Annotated in this window: 19 protein-coding genes; 5 read left to right on the top strand and 14 right to left on the bottom strand. The window is 52.4% G+C overall.

What is annotated here, in order from left to right; all coding sequences use genetic code 11:
• Positions 1–34: 34 nt before the first annotated feature.
• Complete coding sequence (locus tag J0A68_RS05645) at positions 35–595, top strand: hypothetical protein (protein ID WP_206577191.1); 561 nt, start codon at positions 35–37, stop codon at positions 593–595.
• 245 nt (positions 596–840) lie between these two features.
• Positions 841–2,208 (top strand): Gfo/Idh/MocA family oxidoreductase, encoded by a 1,368-nt coding sequence (locus tag J0A68_RS05640; protein WP_206577190.1) that lies wholly within the window; start codon positions 841–843, stop codon positions 2,206–2,208.
• Positions 2,209–2,294: 86 nt separating this feature from the next.
• On the opposite strand, the gene J0A68_RS05635 is transcribed toward J0A68_RS05640, so the two are convergent.
• From J0A68_RS05635 to J0A68_RS05615, 5 genes are all read right to left on the bottom strand, one after another.
• Positions 2,295–3,476: a hypothetical protein gene (locus J0A68_RS05635; RefSeq protein WP_206577189.1), complete on the bottom strand. Its 1,182-nt coding sequence runs from the start codon at positions 3,474–3,476 to the stop codon at positions 2,295–2,297.
• 66 nt (positions 3,477–3,542) lie between these two features.
• Complete coding sequence (locus tag J0A68_RS05630) at positions 3,543–6,644, bottom strand: efflux RND transporter permease subunit (protein WP_206577188.1); 3,102 nt, start codon at positions 6,642–6,644, stop codon at positions 3,543–3,545.
• The gene (locus J0A68_RS05625; RefSeq protein WP_206577187.1) at positions 6,641–9,685 is read right to left on the bottom strand and encodes an efflux RND transporter permease subunit; all 3,045 of its coding nucleotides are present in this window, start codon (positions 9,683–9,685) and stop codon (positions 6,641–6,643) included. The genes J0A68_RS05630 and J0A68_RS05625 overlap by 4 nt, the downstream gene beginning before the upstream one ends.
• On the bottom strand, positions 9,682–10,749 hold the full coding sequence (locus J0A68_RS05620; RefSeq protein ID WP_206577186.1) for an efflux RND transporter periplasmic adaptor subunit: 1,068 nt from the start codon (positions 10,747–10,749) through the stop codon (positions 9,682–9,684). Before J0A68_RS05620 ends, J0A68_RS05625 begins: the two co-directional genes overlap by 4 nt.
• Positions 10,750–10,880: 131 nt before the next feature.
• Positions 10,881–11,891: a hypothetical protein gene (locus tag J0A68_RS05615; protein WP_206577185.1), complete on the bottom strand. Its 1,011-nt coding sequence runs from the start codon at positions 11,889–11,891 to the stop codon at positions 10,881–10,883.
• 121 nt (positions 11,892–12,012) lie between these two features.
• Between J0A68_RS05615 and J0A68_RS05610 the strand changes: the two genes are divergently transcribed.
• Complete coding sequence (locus J0A68_RS05610) at positions 12,013–12,402, top strand: hypothetical protein (protein WP_206577184.1); 390 nt, start codon at positions 12,013–12,015, stop codon at positions 12,400–12,402.
• Here the strand turns inward: J0A68_RS05610 and J0A68_RS05605 are convergent.
• From J0A68_RS05605 to J0A68_RS05585, 5 genes are all read right to left on the bottom strand, one after another.
• A complete protein-coding gene (locus J0A68_RS05605) occupies positions 12,353–12,865 on the bottom strand; it encodes a septal ring lytic transglycosylase RlpA family protein (RefSeq protein WP_206577183.1) in 513 nt (170 codons plus the stop codon). The genes J0A68_RS05610 and J0A68_RS05605 overlap by 50 nt on opposite strands.
• A 21-nt stretch (positions 12,866–12,886) precedes the next feature.
• Positions 12,887–14,032 carry a DUF4221 family protein gene (locus J0A68_RS05600; protein WP_206577182.1) on the bottom strand — a complete coding sequence of 382 codons (1,146 nt, stop codon included), beginning with the start codon at positions 14,030–14,032 and terminating at the stop codon, positions 12,887–12,889.
• A 69-nt stretch (positions 14,033–14,101) separates the two neighbouring features.
• Positions 14,102–14,296, bottom strand: a complete 195-nt coding sequence (locus J0A68_RS05595; RefSeq protein ID WP_206577181.1) for a hypothetical protein — start codon at positions 14,294–14,296, stop codon at positions 14,102–14,104.
• 121 nt (positions 14,297–14,417) lie between these two features.
• Positions 14,418–14,606, bottom strand: coding sequence for a hypothetical protein (locus tag J0A68_RS05590; protein WP_206577180.1), 189 nt, complete (start codon positions 14,604–14,606; stop codon positions 14,418–14,420).
• 136 nt (positions 14,607–14,742) lie between these two features.
• Positions 14,743–15,264 (bottom strand): septal ring lytic transglycosylase RlpA family protein, encoded by a 522-nt coding sequence (locus J0A68_RS05585; protein ID WP_206577179.1) that lies wholly within the window; start codon positions 15,262–15,264, stop codon positions 14,743–14,745.
• Between the two features lie 188 nt (positions 15,265–15,452).
• On the opposite strand from J0A68_RS05585, the gene J0A68_RS05580 reads away from it, so the two are divergent.
• Both J0A68_RS05580 and J0A68_RS05575 read left to right on the top strand, forming a co-directional pair.
• Positions 15,453–16,682, top strand: a complete 1,230-nt coding sequence (locus J0A68_RS05580) for a metallophosphoesterase family protein (RefSeq protein ID WP_206577178.1) — start codon at positions 15,453–15,455, stop codon at positions 16,680–16,682.
• Complete coding sequence (locus J0A68_RS05575) at positions 16,679–19,711, top strand: AAA family ATPase (RefSeq protein ID WP_206577177.1); 3,033 nt, start codon at positions 16,679–16,681, stop codon at positions 19,709–19,711. The genes J0A68_RS05580 and J0A68_RS05575 overlap by 4 nt, the downstream gene beginning before the upstream one ends.
• Positions 19,712–20,072: 361 nt before the next feature.
• Here J0A68_RS05575 and J0A68_RS05570 read toward each other — a convergent pair whose 3' ends face one another.
• The 4 genes from J0A68_RS05570 to J0A68_RS05555 form a co-directional block, all read right to left on the bottom strand.
• The gene (locus tag J0A68_RS05570; protein ID WP_206577176.1) at positions 20,073–21,269 is read right to left on the bottom strand and encodes an ATP-binding protein; all 1,197 of its coding nucleotides are present in this window, start codon (positions 21,267–21,269) and stop codon (positions 20,073–20,075) included.
• 198 nt (positions 21,270–21,467) lie between these two features.
• Positions 21,468–22,079, bottom strand: coding sequence for an alpha/beta hydrolase (locus J0A68_RS05565; protein WP_206577175.1), 612 nt, complete (start codon positions 22,077–22,079; stop codon positions 21,468–21,470).
• Positions 22,072–23,022, bottom strand: a complete 951-nt coding sequence (locus J0A68_RS05560) for a ring-cleaving dioxygenase (RefSeq protein WP_206577174.1) — start codon at positions 23,020–23,022, stop codon at positions 22,072–22,074. Before J0A68_RS05560 ends, J0A68_RS05565 begins: the two co-directional genes overlap by 8 nt.
• 55 nt (positions 23,023–23,077) lie before the next feature.
• The gene (locus tag J0A68_RS05555) at positions 23,078–23,632 is read right to left on the bottom strand and encodes a YceI family protein (RefSeq protein ID WP_206577173.1); all 555 of its coding nucleotides are present in this window, start codon (positions 23,630–23,632) and stop codon (positions 23,078–23,080) included.
• Positions 23,633–23,694 lie beyond the last annotated feature (62 nt).

Genomic DNA, 23,694 nt, shown 5'->3' with positions numbered 1-23,694 from the left:
ACCAACACTATCTCGATTCATCTGACTGCATCAAGTGGCTTCAAAACAACACTCCGTCCCTGACAACCCCTATCTTTTTAGAATTCTGGCACTGGGTATTGTTTCAAGCGGCATCGCCCTCTATCTTCTTTTTTCTCTTTTGACATTCCGGTCTGAACTGATAGAAGTCGAAGGTGTAATCGACACCGCAAACTCCTATATCACCACCGTCGTCGATTCAAGAGGAAACAAAAGCCGAAAATCTGAACTTGTTTTCTTTTTGGTGGATAAAAAGCAAAAGTTCAGACTTGTCAGAAACATCGGAGGAAAGTTCGTAGATGAGGAACATAGTTTTCTTCTAAGAAATCTAAAGCGGGTGGACTCAGTATCGGTATGGGTGAAGAAAAGCGAACTTGATTCTTACGAACCGAAAATTTTTCAAATCGATATCGCCGACAGGACGATACTCGAGTTTGAGAAAGTAAGGACTCAGCACGGTGGACTTTTTCTCCTATTTTCCTTGCTAGGGCTTTCATCACTTATTTTCTACTTCTCACAACGGAATCCGGAAAAGGCAAAAAAGATATTCCGTACGATTTGGCCGGAGGAGGGATGATCCTACCAACAGTTCTCCATTCATCCGAATCCCCTTTGGAAAAAAAGCTCTTTTCGTATCTTGATAAAAGTGATCGCCATTGACCTTGCAAGGTTGTCCCGATTTTGATTTCAGGGTCAATTGCTAGCCTTTGGCTGCTTCGGTCTTCGGTCATCGGTCTTCCGACCCGTCGACTCTATTAAAAACTTCGACTGACAAGACCACCGCTAATTTCAGAACTCAATTAACCTCAAACCCACTTTACCATGAAATCTTTTAATCGCCGCGACTTTCTCAAAGGCTCTTCCGCCTTGGCCACGCTTGCCAGTTTTGGTCTTTTGGGCATGGACTTCAAAGCCCGCGAAGGCCCGCTCCAAGTCGCCCTCATCGGCGCCGGCTGGTATGGCAAATCCGATCTTTTTCGCCTGATCCAAGTAGCGGATGTGGAAGTAGTCGGGCTAGCAGATCCAGATAAAAACATGCTCAAAGCCGCTGGTGATATGGTGGCCACCCGCCAAAAGTCAGGCAAAGTCCCTGCGCTCTACGAGGACTACAAGGAGCTTTTGGCAAAGGAGAAACCGGAGTTTGTGCTCATCGGCTCTCCGGACCACTGGCATGCGCTGCAATGCATCGATGCGCTCAAGGCCGGAGCCCATGTCTATGTGCAAAAGCCCATCTCCGTCGATGTGATCGAAGGGGAAGCCATGGTGGCGGCGGCCAGAAAATACGGCAAGAAAGTCCAGGTAGGCACCCAGCGCAAAAGCACGCCCCACCTCATCGACGCCAAAGAGCAAATCATCGACAGCGGCAAACTGGGCAAAATCTCCCATGTCGAAGTCTGCTGCTACTACCACATGCGAGCCAATGGAAATCCGCCCGTGGAGCCCGTCCCCGACTTTTTCAATTATGAGCTCTGGACTGGCCCAGCGCCGCTAAGACCCTACGACGGCCTCCCGCACAAGCGCTGGTGGAGAACCTTCATCGAATATGGCAACGGCATCACCGGCGACATGTGCGTACACATGCTGGACACCGTTCGCTGGATGCTCAAGCTCGGCTGGCCCACCCAGATCACCTCAACGGGCGGCATTTTTGTCCAAAAAGAAGGCAAGTCCAACATCTCCGACACCCAATCGGCCATCTTCGAATACCCCGAGCTCAACGTCGTTTGGCAGCACCGCACTTGGGGCACGCCCGACGATCCCGACTATCCTTGGGCTTTCAAGATTTTTGGGGAAAAGGGAACGCTGGTCGGCAGTACCATGCAGGCGGACTACATTCCGATGAGCAAGGACGAAAAGCCTATCCACTTTGACTGCCTCTTTGAGCGTGAAAAATACCCGGAAGACGTCAACGAGCCGGATATCGAGCTCAACGCCGCCCCGGCTACCCGCTATCACATGCGAAACTGGCTGGAGGCAATTGACAAAAATACGCTACCTGTCGCCGATATCGAAGAAGGGCACATCTCCACGGCCGCCTGCATCTTGGCAAATATTTCCATGGATTTGGGAGGCCGTACGCTGAAGTACGATCCGAAAACCATGACCGTCATTGGCGACAAAGAAGCGACCGAAAGATTGAGACGGCCTTACCGAAAAGGCTACACGCATCCGGAACCGGATAAGGTTTAGGAAATAGATTTGAGATTCGAAATTTGGGATTTCAGGACTCTCCAAGGATTTGAAACCCCTTGGAGAGTTTTCTTTTTATCTAAAAATCAATCCATAGCTCCCCCAGAAACCTGATAGCGGTAAAAAACATTGTAGTCCTTCTCCACCTCGGAGCTTGGCTTGATGTAGAGCACATCGTTTTTGTCAAAGTAGTGGACAGATCCTTGCACCGGCAGTTCGGCAATCGCTTTGCTCTGCCCAGATTGATCCACCAAAATATACTTTGCCTTTCTATACTTTCGGAACGCCTCGTTAAACGCAGGGTCATTGATGTAATTCTCGTTTTTTGCCCGGAACTCATCCCGGACGGCCTTCGGGATTTCTGTATGAAACTCGACCAAAAAATACTGGCCTCCTCCCTTCAAATCCGAAAAGACCGGATGGAGAAATGGCTGGTCCAAAGGATCTATTTCCAAGGTTTCGTTCCGATCCGGGTGGCTTAGCTTTACCTCTCGAGTGGAAACGAGCTGTCCATTTTCCCATCGGAAAAAGAACAGTTGGTTTCCCACCCTTGGCAAAATGCCAATCGTCCCATCTTCCCCCAAAGCAGAAGCATAGGGCAAAGCCTGCCCTTTCCACTGTCGGGTCTTTTTCGGAAGCCAGCTGTCCGGATAGGCATTGAATCTCACGAGCGAATCTGTCGTCGGATCATAGACGTAGCCGGACTCTGCCTTGTCATAAAACTCCGCGTTCTGCCCCTCGGGAGCCATAAGCTGCGGCTCGATGGCATTGGCGTCGGTGCCGACGAGGAGAGTCTTCCCCTGGGATTGAAAAGGAGAAAAGCTGACACGGGTTCGGGTGACCTCGATCATATTAATGCCCTTGGCGATGGGTTTTCCGGTTTTTTCCTTTCGAAAATCCGGCCCGAAAAAATTCAAGGGCATCTCCGCCGACATGTCCTTCACCACCAGACCATCACCCATGAAAGCCATCTCCATTGGGAAAGCCACTTGATCAGGGCCGTCCCCTTTGATCGCCAAGGTGTCCAGAATCGTCCCGTCCGCAGCTGTAAGCAGAAACTGTTTCAAAAACCGGTCTTTGAAGATCATCTGCCCATTTGCCGTGTTGACCGCGCCGAGCGAGAGCTCGGCCAGCGACTCCACCACCACCGAGTCGACCAATTCCAAGGTCGGCTCCGTTGCGTCTTGACCCACTGTTTCCGAAGCGGTTTGGCTTTCACAGCTCCACAGTCCGAGCCCCAGCAGGGCCGCAAAAATTGTCTTTCTCATAAAAATCGTTTTGGCTGTTGATCGGGTCAAGCCAGTGGAAATATGACCTCAACTTAAAATTTTTCGCTATTGTCGCGCCTTCCACATCATCACCGGCAGCACCCAAAACACGCCAAACAGACTGAAGACCAATCCGCCGATGGTGCCGATGGCCAGGGAAAACCAAAAAATCTCGTTTTGTCCCTCCAGGATAAAGGGCAGCAGACCGAAGCAGGTCGAGAAAACGGTCAGCAGGATCGGGATCGCCTTGCCCGCGATGGACTTGAGCACGTTTCGGTTGAAAGCCCCCGAGGTACGATTGTTCAGGTCGTTGAGGATGAAGATGCCCGCATTCACCGCCAAGCCGCCCAGCATCACAAAGGCCGCAAAGCCGCCCCGGTCAAAGTTGAAGCCACCGACCGCAAAGATCAGAAACAGGCCAATAAAGCTGATGGGAATGAGGAAAAGGATGAAAAAAGGCTGTCGGAAGTTTTCAAACAGGATGGTGCAGATGAAGAAGATCCCCAGAATCAGCAGTCCCAAGAGCCCGTATTGGCGCTTGGCCGCGGCAGTGCCCCAAGACCATTCTTGCTTCTTGGCCTCGTAACCTATCGGCATCTGGGCCTTCATCTCGTCCAGCACCTCCTCCAGATACTCGTTACCAAACTTGGCCGAACCCATGTACTCAAAAGACACGATGCGGATGTACTGCCGGTCTTCCTTGTGCAGGGCATTGGTCGTGGTCTCCAGATTCAGCGTGCCAAAGTCGGCCACTTTCAGGATGCGGTCTTCCCCGCTGACCAGTCCCTTCTTCTCCAAGTCAAACTTGCTGAAATCCTCCGCCTGCTTCTCGCGGATCATCAGCCCGTAGTTTTGGTCGGCAAGGGTCAGGTAAGCGGAGGTCATCCGCGGCTTGGAGAGATCCTGGAGCACATTCAGCACCTCGTACTGGTTGGTGCCGCCGAGGGCGATCTGGTTTTGGTCGAGGCGAATGACGTATTCCTGGGTTTTCTGCTCGGAGTAGGAAGCCCGCTCATTGGTGTTGACCTCGGGGATGCGCTTGTGTTTTTTGAGTTTTTCTGCCAAAATATCCGCCTGTCGCTCCAGCTCGTCAAAGTTGTAGCCCTTCATCTCGACGCGAAAAGACGGAATCTGGTCACTTCCACCCCCGGTATAGAATCCCTGTCCCACGCCGTAGATATTCCACTGCGCCCCGCTCCAGTCGGTGGACTTGACCGAGAGCCGCCCCTTCAGCTGATAGGGCAAAGCGCCATTTTCGTAAGCCTCGTCAAAGGTGATCACGATCTGCGCCTGCTGTCCGGACATCACATAGGTCACAAACTGGTCGATGCCCTTCACGCCTTTCAGATACTCCTCAAACTCCCGCATGATCAGATCCATCTGCTCCAGCGTGTTGCCAAAGGGAAGCCGGGCGGACACATACAGGCGGGTCTTTTCGGGCTCGCGGTACACACTTTTCTCATACACCCCCCGCACAAACATCCGCAGCGTGCCTCCCAGGGCTTTGTCCACATAGGGCCGGATTTCCTCTTGGTAAAAGGTATTCCCGACGGTCTTGTTGTACCAGTCCTGTCCTTCCCACTTGGCCGGGAGAAAAAAGATCGGCGTGCCAAAGAGCAGCAGCATGCCCAATAGAAAGGTTTTGCGGTAGCGGACAGTGAAAGCGATCCCACGCTCGTAGCGGTTGAGCCAGGAGACGCGGGTTCGGAGCTGGGGCAAGGTGAATTTCCTTCCCTCCTTGGCGGATTCTTTGAAGAGCAGCTCGTAGAATGCCGGGGTAAAAAACAGCGCGATCACCAGACTGATGCCCAGCATGACCGAGACCACGATGGAAAACTCCGTGAGGTTTCTCCGGTCTTCCTCCGGCAACAGCAGCACCATGAGCAGCGCGGCCACCGTGGTCAGCGAGGCAGCCATCAGCGCCAAAAAGACCTTGCGGTTGCGGTGCTTGTACAGGTGGTCGATCATCACGATGGCATTGTCCACGATGAGGCCAAAGCTGATCGTGAGCCCGGCGATGGAGTAGAGCTGGAGGTCTACTTTGAGAAAATACAGCGCCATGGCTGTGAGGCTCAGGTTGACCAAAATCCCCAAAAAAAGGATGGAGAGGTATTTCAGGTTGCGGTTGATCAGGAAGACGAAGGCGATCAGGATCAGGATGGACAATCCAGAGCGCTGGTAGATCTTGTTGAGCTCCTTTTCGAGAAACTCCGTGTCGTCGTTTTCCAGCCGGACTTCGAAACCCGCCGGAAGGTTGTCCTTGGCCGCTTCCACGGAGGCACGTAGCTGCTTGGCCAAAAGGACTTTGTTTACGCCGTCGCGGTTGTAGACTGCCAGGGTCACGGAGTTGTTGCCGTTGATGCGGTAGTAGCGCGTGGCCTCCGCCTCCTCCAGCGTGACTTGGGCGATGTCGCGGAGCCGGACTTCCATCCCACCGGTCTGCAGGATAAGCAGGTTTTCGAGCTGCTCCAGCTTGTGGAGCTTTCTGTCCAGCGTCACAAAGAGCGTCTTGCCCTCGCTGGTGTACACCGTGCCGGGGTACTTTTGACCAAAGGCTTCCGCGATCTGCTGCCCGAGGAAGCTCCGCGAAATGCCAAAGGCCTGCATCTTTTGCACATCGAAGTTGACGAAGACCTGCAGGTCGTTTGCCCCGCGCACCTGCACCTCCTCCACCTCGGCAAATTGCGTCAAGGCGGGCTTGACCACGTCCTCGGCGATCTTTTTGATCTCAAAGGAAGCAAAAGGCCCATTGATGCTGTAGGTCAGAATGGGAGTCTTAAAGTCCGTGCGCGACTCGGCGCTTTGGGTCACCACAGGATAGCTCAGGCGCTCGTCCAGCTGGGGATAGACCTGCCGGATCAGCGCCAGCACCTCAAACTTTTTCAGCTCCATGTCCGCCTTCTTGTCAAAGCGCAGCGTGATGGAGCCCCGGTCGTAGTTGGAGGTAGAGGTGATTTTTTTGAGCTCAGTCAGTTGGGAAAAAGCCCCCTCCAGCGGGGAAGTCCCCAGCTTCTCGATGATCTCGGGGGAGGACTGCGGGATGCCAAAATCGATGCTCAGCACCGGCTCCCGCTCCCGGGGATTGAGGTCGACGGAGAGCAGGGGCACCGTGGCAAAGCCCAGGATCCCCAGCACCACAAAAGCGACCAAAACCCGAAATGGCGTCATAGCTTTTCCCTTTTTCCCACCGTCGTATCAAAAAACCAATACATCAGCGGCACAAAAAACAGCGCCGTGACCGTACCAATCGTCAAGCCCCCGATCACCGCAAAAACCAGAGGCCGCTGCAAATCCGCACCCAAGCCCGAACTGAAAATGATCGGCACCAGCGCCAAAATGGTGGTGATCGAAGTCATCAGGATGGGCTTCAGACGGATCTTCCCCGCCTCGTGGATGGCCTTTTCCCGGATCTGTTTGGCGTTCAGGCTCAGCTCGGCAGCATATTCTTCCTTCAGCCGGTTGATCGTATCGATCTTTAGGATGGCATCGTTGACCATGATCCCCAGCATCACCACCAGGCCGATGGCCGACATGACATTGAGGGTGGCTCCGCAAAGCAAAAGCACCACAAAAGCCCCGGCAATGCCCAGTTGCAGGGTAAACACCACGATCAGCGGCTGCACAAAGCTCTCAAACTGTGCCGCCAAGATGAAATACAGCAGCAGCACCGAGATGCCCAAGATCCCGATCAGTTGGCGCACATTTTCGCGGTCTGCGAAATATTGCCCCTTGGCCTCCACGGCCAGATTCTTGTCGGCAGCCCAGCGGGTATATTCGGCACGGAGGCTCTCCGGATCATTGGAATTGATCTCCGCGCTCTGGTAGATCCCACCGCGGTCGGCGGTCACGTACTTGTACTGGTCGGCATAGCGGTAGTCGACAAACTGTCCCAGCGGATAGGAAGTGCTATCGGAAGCATAGATCCGCGTGGTGCGCAGCAGGTCCTCGAAGCGCGCCTGGCTCTCGCGCAGGCGGATCGGCGTGATCTCCCCAAAGCGACGGATATCCGTGATCGTATATACCCCAAACAGTCGGGAAAGCTGCTCCTGCACTTCGGAAACGGGGATTTGGTACAGGGCGAGGCGATCGGGGAGCAGGGTGAAAAGCACCGAGCTTTCCTCCAGAAGTCCAGGGCCGGGCTCCCAGGATTCGGCCGGGAAAGTCTCCAGCCAAGGTTCCATCTTCTCGGCCGGCACGGGCTTTTTCTGGCTCAGGTCTTTCCAGCGCACCTCATAGTACGGCTGGCTGGAGCTGAAGAGCTGGTCAAAGGCATTGGGTGCGTCACCCAGCACAAAGGTCGCGAGCGGATATTCCTTCCCCAGCTTTTCCCGCAGGAGGTTGAGCTGTTCATCTTTCTCTTTTTCCGAAGGGAAAAGCAGGTACAGCAGGGACTTCTGGATGGAATTGTCCCCGTCGAAAAGCAGGAACTGACGTACGCCTACATCGGCCTCGGCCTGGCTGTAGTCTTTGATATCGCTGATGAGCCCCAGCATTCGGTCGCGGTTTTGCGCAGCCGAAATCGGCTCGTTCCAGTCGATCTCCAGACTGGCGTCGGGCTTTTCGATCTCCGGCAGGCCTTGCGTATCCAGCAGCAGCCCCAAAGCCAAGCCCAATGGAATCAGGACAAAGAAACCGATCAGGGCGACTTTTCTTCGTGCAAAAATCCAGTCAAAAGCCCGCTCGTAAACCCGCAGTGTCTTGAGAAAAGCGCTGGGTTCGCCACGCAGCACGTCCCTTTTTCCCACCCGGAAAATCAGCCAATACAGCAGGGGCAGCAGTACAAAGGCGACCAAAAGCGACACCGACAGGATCGCCGCCACGGCCACGGCCTGGTCGTAAAACAAAGCCCCCGATATTCCGCTCAGGAACACCAGCGGCACAAACACGGCCAGCGTGGTCAACACCGAACTGATCAGCGCGCCCATCACCTCGTTGGCGCCCTGCACGCAGGACTCGAAGAGGCCGAGGCCGGACTCCCGCTTCCGGGTGATGTTGTCCAGGACGATGATCGCGTTGTCGATCAGCATGCCTATGCCCAGCGCCAGACCGGAGAGGGAGATGATGTTGATCGAGATGTCGAAAAAGTAAAAGACCAGAAAGCTGATCAGCAGGGAAGTCGGCAAACTGATGCCCATGATCAGGGGAATGCGGAAGTCCTTGATGAAGAGAAAAAGGATGGCAAAGGCGAAAACTCCCCCGAAGAGCAAGCTGGTCTGCAGGTTGGAGATGGCGGCGTTGAGCAGGCTGCTTTGGTCTTGGGTAAGGGCAAAATCCACCTGCGGATAGTCAGCACGGAAGAGCTCCAGGGACTTTTTCAGCTCAGGAATCAGCTCATTCATCTTGGCCGCGGCCTGCTTGTGAACGGTAATGACCAGACCTTCCTGCATTCCGAAGAGGTGAAATCCCAACATTTCCTGGGTTTCGTAGCGGGCTTTGGCAACACGCCCGAGTGGCACGATGGCTCCACTAGGCGAGCGAACGGGCAGGGACTCGATGTCGGTCGGCGTGTCCACCCGCGTCGCCAGCCGGAGGAAATAGCGAAACTGCCCGTCCTTCACTGAGATCCCCGGAAGCTCGGCGTTTCCGGCCTGAACGGCATCGATCAGCTCCTTTTGGGTCATGCCCAGAGCGGCCAGTGCGTGCTCGTCCGGCTCCACGGAGATGATGCGCTCCCGCTTGCCGTTGATGTCCACCAGAGAAACGCCCGGCAGCTGCTCGATGCGCTTTTTGAGTACATTTTCTGCCAAGAGACTGACCTCAACTGGGTCAATATCGGCTTTGGGAATGACCTGGACGCGTGCCACCGGGATATCGGAGGTGTTGATGCGGATGACCTCCGGTCGGGGCAGGTCTTTGGGAAGGGAATTGGTCAGGCGGTCGATCTTTTCGTTGACCTCGATATAGGCCAGCTCCATTTTCGTCCCGTAGTCAAAGGTCAAGCGCACGGTTCCGATCTCCGAACCGGCTTTGCTCTCCATTTCCTCCAGCCCGTTCAGCGTGATCAGCCCCTCGCGAATGTCCTGGAGGACGTTTTGCTCGATGGACTCTGGGGAGGCATTGGGATAGGTGACCTTCACCACGATCTGAGGCACGTCGATGGGCGGCAAAAGCGAGATCGGCAGCAGGCGGAAAACAATCGCCGAAAACACCAGCAAAGCCAAAAAAGACATCATGACCGCAATGGGCCGCTCCAGCAAAAATCGGATCATAGGGTGTCGTTGGCGATTTGTATCGGAGCCTGGTGGGCGAGCTGTAGGTTGTTGCTGGTGATGACGGTGCTGTTTTCGGGGATTCCCTCGAGGATCTCGATCTCACGCCCATTGTCCTTGCCCACCTCCACGTAGTTCCACTTGGACTCCTTGCCGCCTTCCACGGTAAAGACCACCGCTCGGCCGGAGCGATAGACCACTGCATCCTTGGGCACGACCAGGCTGTTGCTCTGTGGGGCGCGGATCACCGCGCGGGCATTCATGCCGGGCAGGAGGTTTTTGGAAGAATTCAGCGTGAGGGAGACCTGGACGAGGCCGTTTTCGTCCACCTTGGGATTGATGGCGGTGACGGTGCCGACGAGTGCATTTTGGGGATCGGAGATGGGATAGACTTCGGCCTTTTGTGCGGAGGAAACAAGTGGGATGTCCGATTCCAATACTTTCACCCGTAGCAGGAGCTGGTCGGTGGATAGAATTTCCGCAAACTCGGCGTTTTTGGTCACCAGACTACCCTGTTTAAACTTGATATTGGCGATCTGCCCCGACACGGGCGCACGCACCTCGCAGCGGGCGAGGTTAAGCTCGGCTTCCTTCAGCTCGACCTCGGCCAGGGACAGGCCGCTGTTGACCAGGATGCGGTTTTGTACCAACTTGGCGACGGCCGTGTCCTGGGATTCCAAGGCCAGATGGTATTGGTTTTTCAGCACTTCCAACTCGGACTGGGCCTTGACGACAGCGATGCGGGCCTTTTCCACGGCAAACTCCGCCTCCCGCCTATCCAGTCTCGCAATCAACTGACCCTTCTGTACCGAGTGCCCTTCCAGCACCAGCACCTCTTCCAGATAGCCCTCGCGCTCCACCAGGGCCTTGACCTCGGACTGAGCCTCCAGCTTGCCGATGGCATTGACCAGGTAGTCGAAGCTCTTGCGCTCGGCAGTCGCCGTGCGAACTTCGGTGGCGGCGACTTCGCTGCGGAAGGACTCCGCGGGAATTTCTTGGGAGCCGTCCTTGGCTTCGGAGCAGGCAAAAAACAAAAGGGAAAGACCAAAAAGAAGGTTTCTCATGCAGGGTAACGTTTCTGGTTAATCGGGAAAGGAACTCCAAGATATGACCTTTTGTGAATAATGCACGGAGATTTATGATTCCAAAGTAGAAGAACTAATACATCCGAAAAACTCACTGGCAACGCCTATCCTCATTTTTCCAGACTATATTCTATCGCCACTAAGACCATATCTTCTGTAAGAGGGTGATTTCTGACCATCCAAATAGTGGAATCGCTTACATGTACAATTTTTTGAAAAGGGTAAATTTCCTTGGAGTAGCTCCGATTTTTCGTAAAATCCTCAACTAATAGTAAACCTTCAATCCTCTCTTTTCCGTCAGGATAATCCCGCAAGAAGATATTGGAAACGACCCGGTCTTCGCCGATAACTTTAAGGCCATAGAAATAGTCACTTCGTTTGCCTTCTGCAAAATCACCTTCGCTATATGGTTGCAGCTCCATATTCATCCTCTCTGAACCCAGCCTATAGCTTCCCATCCATTTACCTGAAAGATCCCATTTCGTCACGGTCTGACTGCCAACGACATCTCTGATATAAAACTCATCGGAATGGACATCCATGTAAAACAAGCCTTCGCTTAAAACCTCGAATCGATGAGCCTTTCGTTCTTCGGAAAACCCTGCAAATTGGTCTATTAATTGACCCGTTTTTGAATCAAAAATCCCCACAAACCGCGTGTCTTCCAAAAAACCCACTATGTCACCCTCATTCTTCATCATTCCTATATAATAGAGGTTCTTTGCAGGATTATAATAGAAAACCTCCCCATATGGCAAAAACATATGACCTATGTCATCCAGTCGACTTAAACTGAGCTCCTTAACTAAATTATACCCGGAATCCAAATGATATATTTTAGCTTTTTGAGGAAAAAACAATGCAATACTTTGATCCACATCGGAATACAAAGCGCCTCCCAAATTCACCTCAGGAAGGACTAGCGGGAGCGTGTCCAATTCAATAGATTTGACAATAGAATCGACAGCAAAGTCATACAAAAAAAGTTGCGTGCTGTGTTGAATCAGCATCTTTTGGTTTTGATCTGAAACTCTAAACTTGGCATTTTGATAAACCACATTTCCCGTCTCAAGAAATATGGAATCCACCTCGCCAAATTCGATTACAAGGTCTCTTTTCATATCCTTTTGGGTACATCTAGAGAGAAGTAAAACTACAACCAATGACAATTTGATCAGCAAATAGACTCTGCCCAAAATTTTTGGGCAGAGTCCCCAACTCAAACCTGTCAAGGCATTATGCATGATTGAACCTGTTCGCCATTTGGACAATCATAAAGGGCACAGCGCATCCCATTTTCAAAAGTCTTTTCACTTCCGCGAATCAATCGGCAAGTCATCGTTTGGCCCACAGCCTCAGTTTGGATTGCAATGCCTCCCAACAATGCCAAAGCTGTCAGGAGAATGGAAAATTTTGCTTTCATTACTCAAAGATTTAAAATATTATGCCTCCTTTTGCACCCTGCAGGGCGGAGAAAAAATTACCCTAAAAAATCCAGATTTCGGCGCCGACCTTGATCCTTCGTTGATTAAATTACCCCCCCCATCCAAAAAAGCAAGTGTAGTTCACGAGAAATCTAAAATTAGTTTTCAACTTTCTGATAATCAGATGAATCAATTTTATAATAGTTAGGTTTACAACGAACAAAATTCACGTCTAACTCTTTTTTTAAAAATACTACTCCCTGATAATAGGGTCTTATCCTGAGTCCGGAATGCTCTTTGTCCGCATAGTATTCGACCAATTTTTCGAGTTGATCCAGATCCACCGCCTCCACTCTCACCTTAGCCAGCCCATCATGCACCATGTCGATGTGCTCCGCCGCCGTGCGTGAGATGTCGATCTGCCGCTTGGAGTAGATGGGCAGGCGATCGTTGACACGGACCACCACGGAGAGGTTGTTCTTTTTGTTGATCACCCGCACCCAGGTACCCAGCGGCAGGAGCTTGTGCGCCGCAGTCAGGCTATCCAGCGAAAACACTTCTCCGCTGGCGGTGCGTCGCCCGTGAAAGCGCTTCCCATAAAAACTCGCCGTCCCCTCCTGGATCAGCAGGGAGTCCACCTGGGCACTGGCCGAGAAGTAGCCAAGGTGCATAGCAGAAGTAGTAGCGCGACGCTAGTCCTCATAGTCCAGTCCCTCGAATCGGATGATGTCGTAGCGCAGGTAGTTTTCGTCAAAGTCCTTCCGGTTGGGGTTGTTGGTCGAGACATAGAGCCCCTTGCGGCCGACGAAGTAGTTCCAAGGTTCGATTTGATGATCTTTGAAGATATGTTCACCCAGTTTGTCTAGGTTTTGATCCAGTACGAGCACGCCTACTTTTGGCCTATTTGCAAACAGTTCCCTGTATCCCAAGTCATAGTCTTTCCAATCGAACCCAATAAAGAAGAAGCGATAGAAAACATCTCGATAGGGATCATGCAGCAACAGCTCGTATCGATCGCTGGCGAGCCCTTCTGTGATTCCCTTGTCACCCTCTGGCGGCCCGTTGATAATTTGAAATTTATTTACATAGGTTGATTTTGCCTCTTTGTATCCCAGCAATTCTCCCTTTTGTTTTGAAATCAGCCAAAGGCGATGGTCAGTTTGCGGGGAGACGACAATGGTGTCGCGGCGGTCTGTCCATGCAAAATGGGGCGTTATTTTCCCTTCATCCCAGAGATCCGAAGGATGGGAGATCGGTAACCAATCCGTTTTTCCCGAATTGAGGTCTACCCGGTATACATGGCTATAGCTTCCGATTTCGTCTGGCCTTGTCTGCAAGAAATCCCGAAAAAAGGGCTGTGCCCCAAATAGCATCTTTCCGTCAAACAAAAAGGGAAGCTCGTTATTTGAGCTGAGGTAGTTGACATGGTTGACCGTGTCGACTACTGGAATACTTCCCTTTTTTACACCATCAAAGCCTATAGTAATCACTTGTGGCGGAATGGATGCGATGAGTAACGAGTCTCTCGATAAGATTCGGAAACCGTTTGGCGTACCTATTCTATTTGGGCCATCAGTCGCCAAGTCGATGGATCGAATATGGTCAAACGAGTCTAACCCAAATATTTCGATTCTAGGGCCTATTTTGTTATGTAGTGCGATATACTCGCCGGAATCAGAATCTATGTGCTGAAAACTGGATCTTTTGGGATTGACAGTTAGCTCCAGGGGGATCTTGACCGACTGGTGAACGATGGCATGGAGTTTCTTTTCCTGTTTTTGTACATCACAGCCCATGATGGAAATGACTAATAATATCGTTGTTATTTGGGTGCGCATAGTGAAGGTTTGGAGTGAAATCGGCTGCTCCATGGGGTGCAGCCGCACAACGTCAACGGTGAAGACTTGCTATTGATCTACAGCTCCCCCATCTTCACAGATGCAATAGTTGGTGACAGACGGGCTAAGGCAGTCTTCCCCATCCCACTCGCAGTAGTCAGGATTTGGGTTTGCCTCTGCCTGACCAGCACCAAAATAGGCAACTGCAAAAGAGCTCAAGGCTACCATTGCGGTGCCTAGAACTAATAATTTCAGCTTCTTCATTTTTAATTAAAGTTTAAGGTTAAAAGAAACTAAAAAGATCAAGTGGCCAAAAGATCGTTGACAAAGTATTGAAGGGGGCAGAAAACAAATATTTAATTAAATAAAATAATAAATATTTACACTACCAAAATCTGGTTACAAAACGTAAGTATTTGTTAATAAAAATTCCTTCGTCACTCAGCTTCGGGTCAGAATCACCAGCAGTGCCATAAAGCACAGCGTTATAAAAGGGCGAAGCCAGCTTTGTGCCCGTTTCTTTGGCAATTCGGTCGATGCGGGTGTAGAGAGCGGCGACCTCGTAGCCGTCCATGACAGATATGGTGCGCCGACGGTAAGGGGCCTGGTCGTCACCGGCTGCGTGCACCAAGTCAAAGAATCCCTTTTAGAAGATGAGTCTAAAAAAATCACAGGTTAAGAAACCCGTTTCCAATGAGTTTGCGTGAGAATTATCGCAAATTCGAGCAATAAGAATATCTAATCGTTTTTAAGCCCGTATCCAACCTCCTCTCTGGCACCGCTATCGGCCGATAGTAAGGCCTCAGCCGTAGGGGAGAATGATCCCGGTCTTTGTAGTATTCGATCAGCCTATCCAGCTCGTCCAGATCCAATGCCTCCACCCTCACCTTAGCCAGCCCATCATGCACCATGTCGATTTGCTCTGCCGCCGTACGTGAGATGTCGATCTGCCGTTTGGAGTAGATGGGCAGCCGGTCGTTGACACGGACCACCACGGAGAGGTTGTTCTTCTTGTTGATCACCCGCACCCAGGTACCCAGCGGCAGGCGCTTGTGCGCCGCAGTCAGGCTATCCAGCGAAAACACTTCTCCGCTGGCGGTGCGTCGCCCGTGAAAGCGCTTCCCATAAAAACTCGCCGTCCCCTCCTGGATCAGCAGGGAGTCCACCTGGGCACTGGCCGAGAAGGCCATCCCACCGAGTAGAAAAAACAAAAACAGGAAAAACTTCACCACCGAATTTAAGTTTTTCCCTGTTTCCCAAGAAAAGTGCCAATTCCCGTCAGCTTCCAGCTATTTCCTTGGAGGATTTCTCCATCACGAGTACCTTAGTAGACACCTTTTGATTTCTTGCAAAACCAAATACTCTGGCACGACGGCTCCTTCTCCCCTCGGTGGACTGTCGGCCGTCGACCGTTGACGAAATGCTAAAAATCCTCCACACCGCCGACTGGCACCTGGGCAAGCGCCTACAGGAATATTCAAGACTGGAAGAGCAAAAGCTCGTGCTCGACGAGATCTGCCAGATCGCGGACCAAGAGGCCGCAGATCTCGTGCTCCTGGCTGGCGACATCTTCGACAGCTTCAATCCCGCCCACGAGGCCGTAGAGCTACTGTACAAAACCCTGAGAAAGCTCTCCAAAAACGGCACCCGCCCCATTCTCGCCATCTCCGGCAACCATGACAGCACGCAGTTTGTCGAGGCTCCTGATCCTCTGGCCAGGGAGCTGGGCATCTTCTTTTACAGTCGTTACGACTCGGTGATTCCGGTCGGAAAGCTCGACTCCGGAGTGGCGATCACCCAGTCCGAACCGGGCTTTGTGGAGATCCGACTTCCGCAGTTCAGCTTCCCCATTCGGGTGATTTTGGCACCCTATGCGAATGAGGTCAGCCTCCGAGCCTATCTCGGCGAAGAAAACCGGGAAGAGGAATTCCGGGGAATCATGGCCAAGAAATGGACTGAACTTGCCAACAAGTTTTGTGATCCTTCAGGGGTGAATCTATTTGTCGGGCACTTTTTCTTTGCCAAAGAAGGAGCTCCCATCGAGTCCGAGCCCGAGTCCGAGCGCCCTATCCTCCATGTCGGAGGCACCCAGGCACTTTTCACCAAAAACCTTCCGCCCCAACTCCAATACGCGGCGCTGGGCCACCTCCACCGCCACCATGCCGTGGGCGACGGCCCCTTTCCCGTCGTGTATGCGAGTTCGCCGCTGGCCTATTCTTTTTCCGAAGCAGATCAGGAGAAAAAAATCGTGCTCGTCGAGGTCGAACCCAGCCAGCCTGCAAGCTATCGCGCCATTGGACTGAAGCAGGGAAGACCACTCTATCGGAAGCGCTTCGATGCCTTGGACAAAACCCTGGATTGGCTGGAGCAAAACCCCTACTGCTTCGTGGAGATCACCTACGAGACCGAGGAATCCATCGAAGCAGCGACGCGCAAGGCCATCTTCAAAGCCCACGACGGGGTGGTCAGCCTGATTCCCTCCCTCAAAAATCCCAGCGGGCAAGAGACTTTCGCCCTCCACGTGGACGACCTATCCAAGGACATGGAAAGCCTCTTCCGCATGTATTACCAAAGCGAAAAAGGACAAGAACCCAACGCTGAAATCCTCGCGCTTTTCAAAGAAATCACCAGCCAAAACGACCCCGCATGATCCCCGTCCGACTCGAAATCGAAGGCCTCTACTCCTATCGCGAAAAGCAAACCGTGGACTTTGAGCAGCTCACGGCAGCGGGCTTGTTTGGGATTTTCGGTGCCGTCGGCAGCGGCAAGTCCTCCATTTTGGAAGCGATTCTCCTGGCGCTCTACGGCAGTACCGAGCGTCTGGCCGCCACCGGAGAGCGCTCCAGCATGGTCAATCTCCAGAGCGAGCAGCTGCTGATCAACTTTAGGTTTCGGGCGGGAAAAAGCAACGCGCAAACCTACCTCGCCCGCTATTCCGCTAAGCGGAACAAAAAAAACGGAGAGAAAATAGATACCGGCGAGCACGTGTTTTACGCCTGGGAAAATGAAACCTGGCAAGCGACAACACAGAAAGCTGAGGAAATCCTCGGCATGGGCAAGGAGCACTTCAAGCAAACGGTGATCATCCCACAGGGAAAATTCCGTGAATTCATCGACCAAAAGCCACTCGAACGCGCCGAGATGATGCAGCAGCTGTTTGGCTTGGAGCGTTTTGACCTTTCGATGAAAAACGGGATTTTGCTCAAAGCCACGCGGGAGGAAAAGATCCGTCTGGAAACCCAGCTGGGCGGCTTGGAGGAAGTTTCGGAGGAGGCTTTGGCAGAAAAAAACAAAAGCCAAAGCGAGCTCAAAAGCCAAAGCGAAACGGCTGACCAAAACCTAAAAACCGCCGAAACCGAACTGCGAAAGCTGGAGTCACGTCGGAAGTCCTTTCTGCTCCTCCAAGAGCTCAGCGAGACGCTTGAACAGCTCCATTCCCGCAAAGCCGAAGTGGAAGAGAAGCGCCAGCTCCATCGGGAGTTCATCACCGCCAAAACCCACCTGCGCCCGGTCTGGGATCGCCTGCAAGATGCCAAATCTGACCTGGAAAAGTATCGCGTCAGCGCCTTGGACTGTGAACGCTTCAAGGAAACCTACGAAAAGGAAATCGCCGAATTGGAGGCCGAAGAGCAGGAATTGATCAGGAAAAATGAACAAAGGCCAGAGCGCGAAGCCAAAATCCGAGACTTGAAAAAAGTCATCGAGATCAAGGAAATGGAAGTTAAAGCAGCTGAATCAGCGCGGACGCTGGAAACTCGTCAACCTGAAATCGACTCCAAAAAAGCATCCCAAAAACTACTGGAAACCGAAATCCAAAATCTGGAAAACCAGCTAGACCAACTTCCCGCTGCCAATGCCAACCTGCTCTCCGAGCTGAAAACCAGCGCTGCCCAGCTCCAGACCCTTGCCGAAAGAAACCAGGAACTCCAAGGACAGCTGAACCAGCTAGCCCAGGGAGAAGCCTCCCAAAGCCAGGCTTTGGAAGCCATAAAAAACCAAATCCCGGAAGATGCCCAATCCTTGGACACTTGGCTTTTATCCGAAAAGACGAGACTGGAATCCCTGGAACTGGATCGTGAAAAGCTGCTCCGGAAGCAGGGACTGGCCGTCCACGCACACTTGCTCAGTGACGGGGAACCTTGTCCGCTTTGTGGCTCGGCGACACATCCCAGCCCCTTGCAGGCGGAAGCGGAAAATGTCCTTTTGGAAGAAAAGGAAAAGCAAATCCAGAAAGCAAAGGAGACCCTTGACCGCATTTCCGCGCTCATTCAAAACCAAAAAATCGAGGAATCCAGACTGGAAACTCTTCTCCAAAACAAAGGCGAAAAGGCCTCCGAACTCCAAAAGTTGCAAGAGCAGAAAACCGCGCTGGCCGAGAACCTAGCCAAGCTTGGCATCCGAGACAAATCCGATTTGGCGGCCAAAATCCACGAGCTTGTCCAATCCGGCGACCAAAGGGAAGCCTTGACTAAGAACATCCAGACCAAGAGAAAAGCTTGGCAAACTGAGCGCGAAACCCTGGAAAAGTCCGAAAAATCCCTCCAACAGGCGCAGCTTTCACATCAGGCACTGGTGGCTACCATCCAAAGCAAACAGCAGGAAATCAGGGACCCGACCTTCTGCAAGGGCTTTTTCCCAAAAACCGGCGACATCATCCTCGCCTCCATCCAAAACGTGGAGCGGGACATCGAGACCGCCATCGAATCACTTCGCGGCAAGCAAAAACACCTGCAAGCAAAGCGAGCCGAGCAGTCCAAAAACCTCGCGGATATCGAGCAGTACAAGCGGCTTGCCCTCGAATCGGAAAGCAAGGTCGCAGAATTCGGGACCCAGTTTGAGCGTCTAAAGCAAACCCATGGCTTTCTCGACGAAGCCGCTTTGATCCGACTTTTCCACCATTCCCTCGATGCAGAGAAAGTCGATCTGGAAATCCGCCAGTTTGACCAAAAGCTGGCGACCACCGAAAGCCGGATCGCAGAGCTGAAGGGCGAAGAAGGGGTAAGCAGCTATTCGGAAGCCGCTTTTCTCGAAACCCAGTCCCAGACACTGCTCTTGCAATCCCAAGCTACCGAGCTCCAAAACCAGCTCATTCTCCTCCGACAGGACATCAAAACCCTCTCCGAAAACCTGGAAAAAAAGAAGGAATTGACCAAGGCCTTTGCCGCCGTGGAAAACCGGGAAAGCAACCTCAAAGAGCTCGATCGCCTCTTCCAGGGCAAAGGATTTGTGAAGTTTGTCAGCTCCATCTACCTCCGCGAGCTCTGCAACACGGCCAACCAACGCTTTCGGATGCTGACCAAAAACAGCCTCAGTCTGGAGATCGACGACTCCAACACCTTCTGGGTGGTCGACTACCTCAATGGCGGCAAAAAGCGCCTGCTCAAAACCCTCTCCGGAGGCCAGACCTTCCAGGCTGCGCTGTGTCTGGCCTTGGCTTTGGCGGAAAAAGTAAAGGCGCTCAACCAAGCCGAGCAAAGCTTTTTCTTCCTCGACGAGGGATTTGGAGCCTTGGATCGAAGTGCGCTGCGGGTGGTCTTTGAGACGCTCAAAGCACTGCGCCACGAAAACCGCATCGTTGGCATCATCAGCCACGTGGAAGAGCTCCAGCAGGAGATCGGCGTCTTTGCCCAAATCGAACTCGACCCTGATCTCGGTTCCCAAGTCAGCTACTCGTTTTGAGGAATGGAATTTTACTCAATGTCTTGAGTAATTTTACTCAGCACATTGAGTAAAATTCCAAAACAATGCATTATCAACTGATATACTGATAGTTACAGAAATATTTTTAGGCTGAAAATCAGGAGATTTCGGGATAATTGAGTTTTTGGATATTCGCTACTTTGCCAGTGATGGCCTTAGACCAGTATTAGGAGCGGGAAACAATGTCGAAAACGCTACATCGGTCTTCGGTCATCGCCTGCCCGACGTGTCGGGGTCTTCCTGCCCAATTGAAGAAGCAAATTGGATTACTGGCAAGATTGCGGATAATCATGATTGAGTTTATTTTGGCAAAAAAAAGACAGCCGAAAACGACTGTCTTTTACGCATACAAATCCAAAATATCCATCTGCAAGAAGTCCTGCCAGGGGATCCCGTCAGTGCCGATGACGAGCGACTTCTCCGGCCGATATTGTGCGGCGAACGCATTCAAGCCTGACAGCGTCCCCACTTTGGAGGTCTTCACCTCCAGCGCGATGATCCGCTTCTTGTACTCGACTACAAAATCCACCTCGTCATTCCCCTCCCGCCAGTAGTAGATGGTTAGTTTTTTCTCCTTGAACGCCTGATTGACCAGGTGCGCTCCCACCGCAGATTCCACCCAGCGGCCCCAGGCTCGGTGATCGGCTTGGAGGGTCTCTTGGGTCTCATTGCTGATCCCGGACATGACGGCGGTATTGTGCACCATGAACTTGGGACTGGAGGAGCGTTTTCGCACGAGATTGGGGCTATACTTTTCCAAACCGGCCAACAGGCCCGCCTCGTTGAGCAGCTCCAGGTAATTGGCGAGCGTGGTGGTATTGCCCGCGTCCGAGAGCTGCCCCATCACCTTGGTATAGCTGAGCACCTGCCCGGAATAGGCCGAGCCGATCTCGAACAGCCGTCTCATCAGGGCAGGCTTGTCCACTCGGGTCAGCATGAGGATGTCCTTGGAAATACTGGTCTCCAGCAGAGCGTCGCGCACGTAGTTTTTCCAGCGATCCTCGTCGTCTCTGAGCATGATCGCACCTGGGTAGCCTCCGTGCCAGACGTACTCCTCGGCGGTCAAGCCGAAGGCGTCCTTCATCTCACGGTAAGACCAATGCCCCAAGTACATGGCCTCGAACCTTCCCGCCAGAGACTCGGTCAGTCCCTGCTGGAGCATCAGCCGAGAGGATCCGAGCAAAATCACCCGGATATCCCGTTCGTCGGCGGTGTCCCGATCCCACTCCGCCTTGACCTGCTCGCTCCAGTTGTCGATCTTCTGCACCTCGTCTATCACCAGCAAATAGGGGATTTCCGGGCTTTGGGCTTGCTTGGCCCGGGCGATCTCCCACTGTTGGGCAATCCAAACCCGATCCGTAGCGGGCACGGCATCCGCCGCCACCAGAGTATTGGGTGCGGCCATGTCCTTGATCACCTGTCGGATCAGGGTCGTCTTCCCTACTTGGCGAGGACCATAGATCACCTGTATGAACCTGCGCGGCTCATCCTGCAGGCGCTTTTGGATGACGGCTTTCTCCGCCCTTTGATAGCTCATGATTTTTTACGCGTTTTATTGAGTAAATTTACTCAATCTATTGAGTAAATTCCGAAAAACACCCCTATTTTATTTATTATCAATCCATTACAAAAATATTTTTAAGGTTTTTCGACCTCGATTTTATCGGAAAATAGCTTCAAAAAGACAAAAAAATACCCCGACAACTTGCCGGGGACTTTTTAAACTAAATAGACCTTACAAGAAAATCTTTTGGTTTACCCAGTTTATCTCTTCTGCGCGGATCGTATGATCCGGATCGTCATATAGCTGAACGGTCACGTCTGCTCCCATGGTACGGAGCAACTCAGCCGATTCGTTTATCCTTTTTGCCGGAACGTGAAAATCCCGGTCACTGCTACCGATGAAAATCGGTGTATCCCGGAAATCTCCGGAGTACTTCTCCGGCTGGAGCTTTTCCCCAACCAGCCCACCTGTGAAAGCTACTACTCCGCCGAAGCGAGTGGCATGCCTAGCGGCAAACTCCAGGCTCAGGCAAGCTCCTTGTGAAAATCCCAAAAAGAAAATCCTCTCATCCGGGATCCCCGCAGCGAGGAGCTCTTCCCTTGCCGCGGCAATCACCCCTAAAGAACGTTCCAAGGTGGTTTTATTGCCTTCGTCGGAAGCCATAAACCCAAACGGATACCAGGAATTTCCGTTTGCCTGCGGAGCGAGAATTGCATAGTCGGTCAAATTCAGATATGAACTAAGCGATAAGATACTCTCAGCGGTAGCTCCCCGACCGTGGATCAGGATGATTGCCTTTTTCGCCTGCTCCAGAGGCAATCCGCTTTTTCTTAGCTCAGACATAGCTCGAGACGTCTAGTTTGACAGGGGTAAGGCCTTTCTCTATCCGCTCCCGACTCGGCTCCGCCCACTCCGGCAGCTTGACCAACTCACCCAAATGGGCTTCGTCTTCGTCAATCGCAAAGCCGGGCTCGTCGGTAGCAACCTCGAACAGTACTCCTCCGGGCTCGCGAAAGTAGATAGATTTGAAGTAATTCCTGTCCTTCACCTCGGTGACCATATAGCCATTTTGCATCAATATTTCTTGAACGGCCAATTGCGTGGTCTCATTGGCGGTACGGAATGCTATGTGGTGGACGGTTCCGGCGCTTTGCACGCCCCGACGCCCGGCCTCGTTGACGACAATATCCACGATATCACCGGCTTTGCCCTCCGTGCCGTAGCGGAAGCGATCCCCTTCCTGCCCGATAAAGCTATAGTCCATGTGACGAGTGAGCAGCTGCTCAGTCAGCTCCTTGGACTGCAGCTGGAGCGTCGCACCAAAGAATCCGCGAATCGAATGCTCGGCGGGAATATGACCATACGTCCAGCCTGGCCTGTCGTCTTCGCCGCTTGCCACCAGCTCGATGCCCATGCCATCGTGGTCCTCAAAGCGTATCAACTCATTTCCAAAACGCTTTTGAAGATCGGACACCGGGATCCCAAACTTGCGCAGACGCTCTGTCCAGTATGCCAGCGAATCTTTGCCTACGGAAAATGCCGTGTAGGTCAATTCGCCGGTTCCTTTTGTCCCCTTCCTTGCTCCGGTAAACGGGAAGGTGGTAAAGACGGTGCCTGGCCGGCCTAGTTCATCCCCGAAATAGAAGTGGTAAACATCTGGTGCATCGAAGTTGATGGTCTTTTTGACCAAGCGAAGTCCTAGGACTCCGGTGTAGAAATCGATGTTTTGCTGGGGATTTCCGGCGATCGCTGTGATATGGTGGATGCCGGTGATCAATGGTTTCATGGTTATTCCTTTCTTTTGGGAGTTAAAAAAAGCTGCCCGAGGGCAGCTTCTTGAATTATGCTGTTGCTTCGGAAGATGCTTCCACCTGCTGTTTGACCAGCTGCACACTCAGGTGCAATCTCACCTGGTCGCTGACGACCACACTGCCCGCCTCAGTCACGGCAGACCAAGTCAATCCAAATTCTTTTCGGGAGATCTTGCCCTCGATCTCAAAACCGGCCTTGGTCTGTCCCCAAGGGTCAGCCACCACACCGCCAAAGTCCACGTCGAGCTCGACTTCTCTCTTGTTGCCGCGAATCTCGAGATCCCCGACCAGCTTGTAGTCACCGCCGACTTTTGCTACTTGTCCGGCGAAAGTCAATTTAGGATAATTCTCCGCGTCAAAGAAATCCGCAGACTTCAAGTGGGCGTCTCTGTCTTTTTGGTTGGTGTCAATGCTATCCACAGTGGCCGCGAAAGTCACCTTTGCGCCCTCAAAAGAATCGCTGTCAGACTCGGCTGCTCCTTCAAACTCCTTGAAAAAGCCCGTGACGGTAGAGATTACCAAGTGCTTCACTTTGAAAGATACCTCTGAGTGGGTAGGGTCGATACTCCATTTTGTCGTGTTCATAATCGTTTGTTTTTAAATGAATGGTTAATTAATTTGTTTTTACATTTGATGTCTATACATCT

The organism is Algoriphagus oliviformis (assembly GCF_017254915.1).
Taxonomy (GTDB): Bacteria; Bacteroidota; Bacteroidia; order Cytophagales; family Cyclobacteriaceae; genus Algoriphagus; species Algoriphagus oliviformis.
This window is presented reverse-complemented; position numbering and strand designations above follow the sequence as displayed.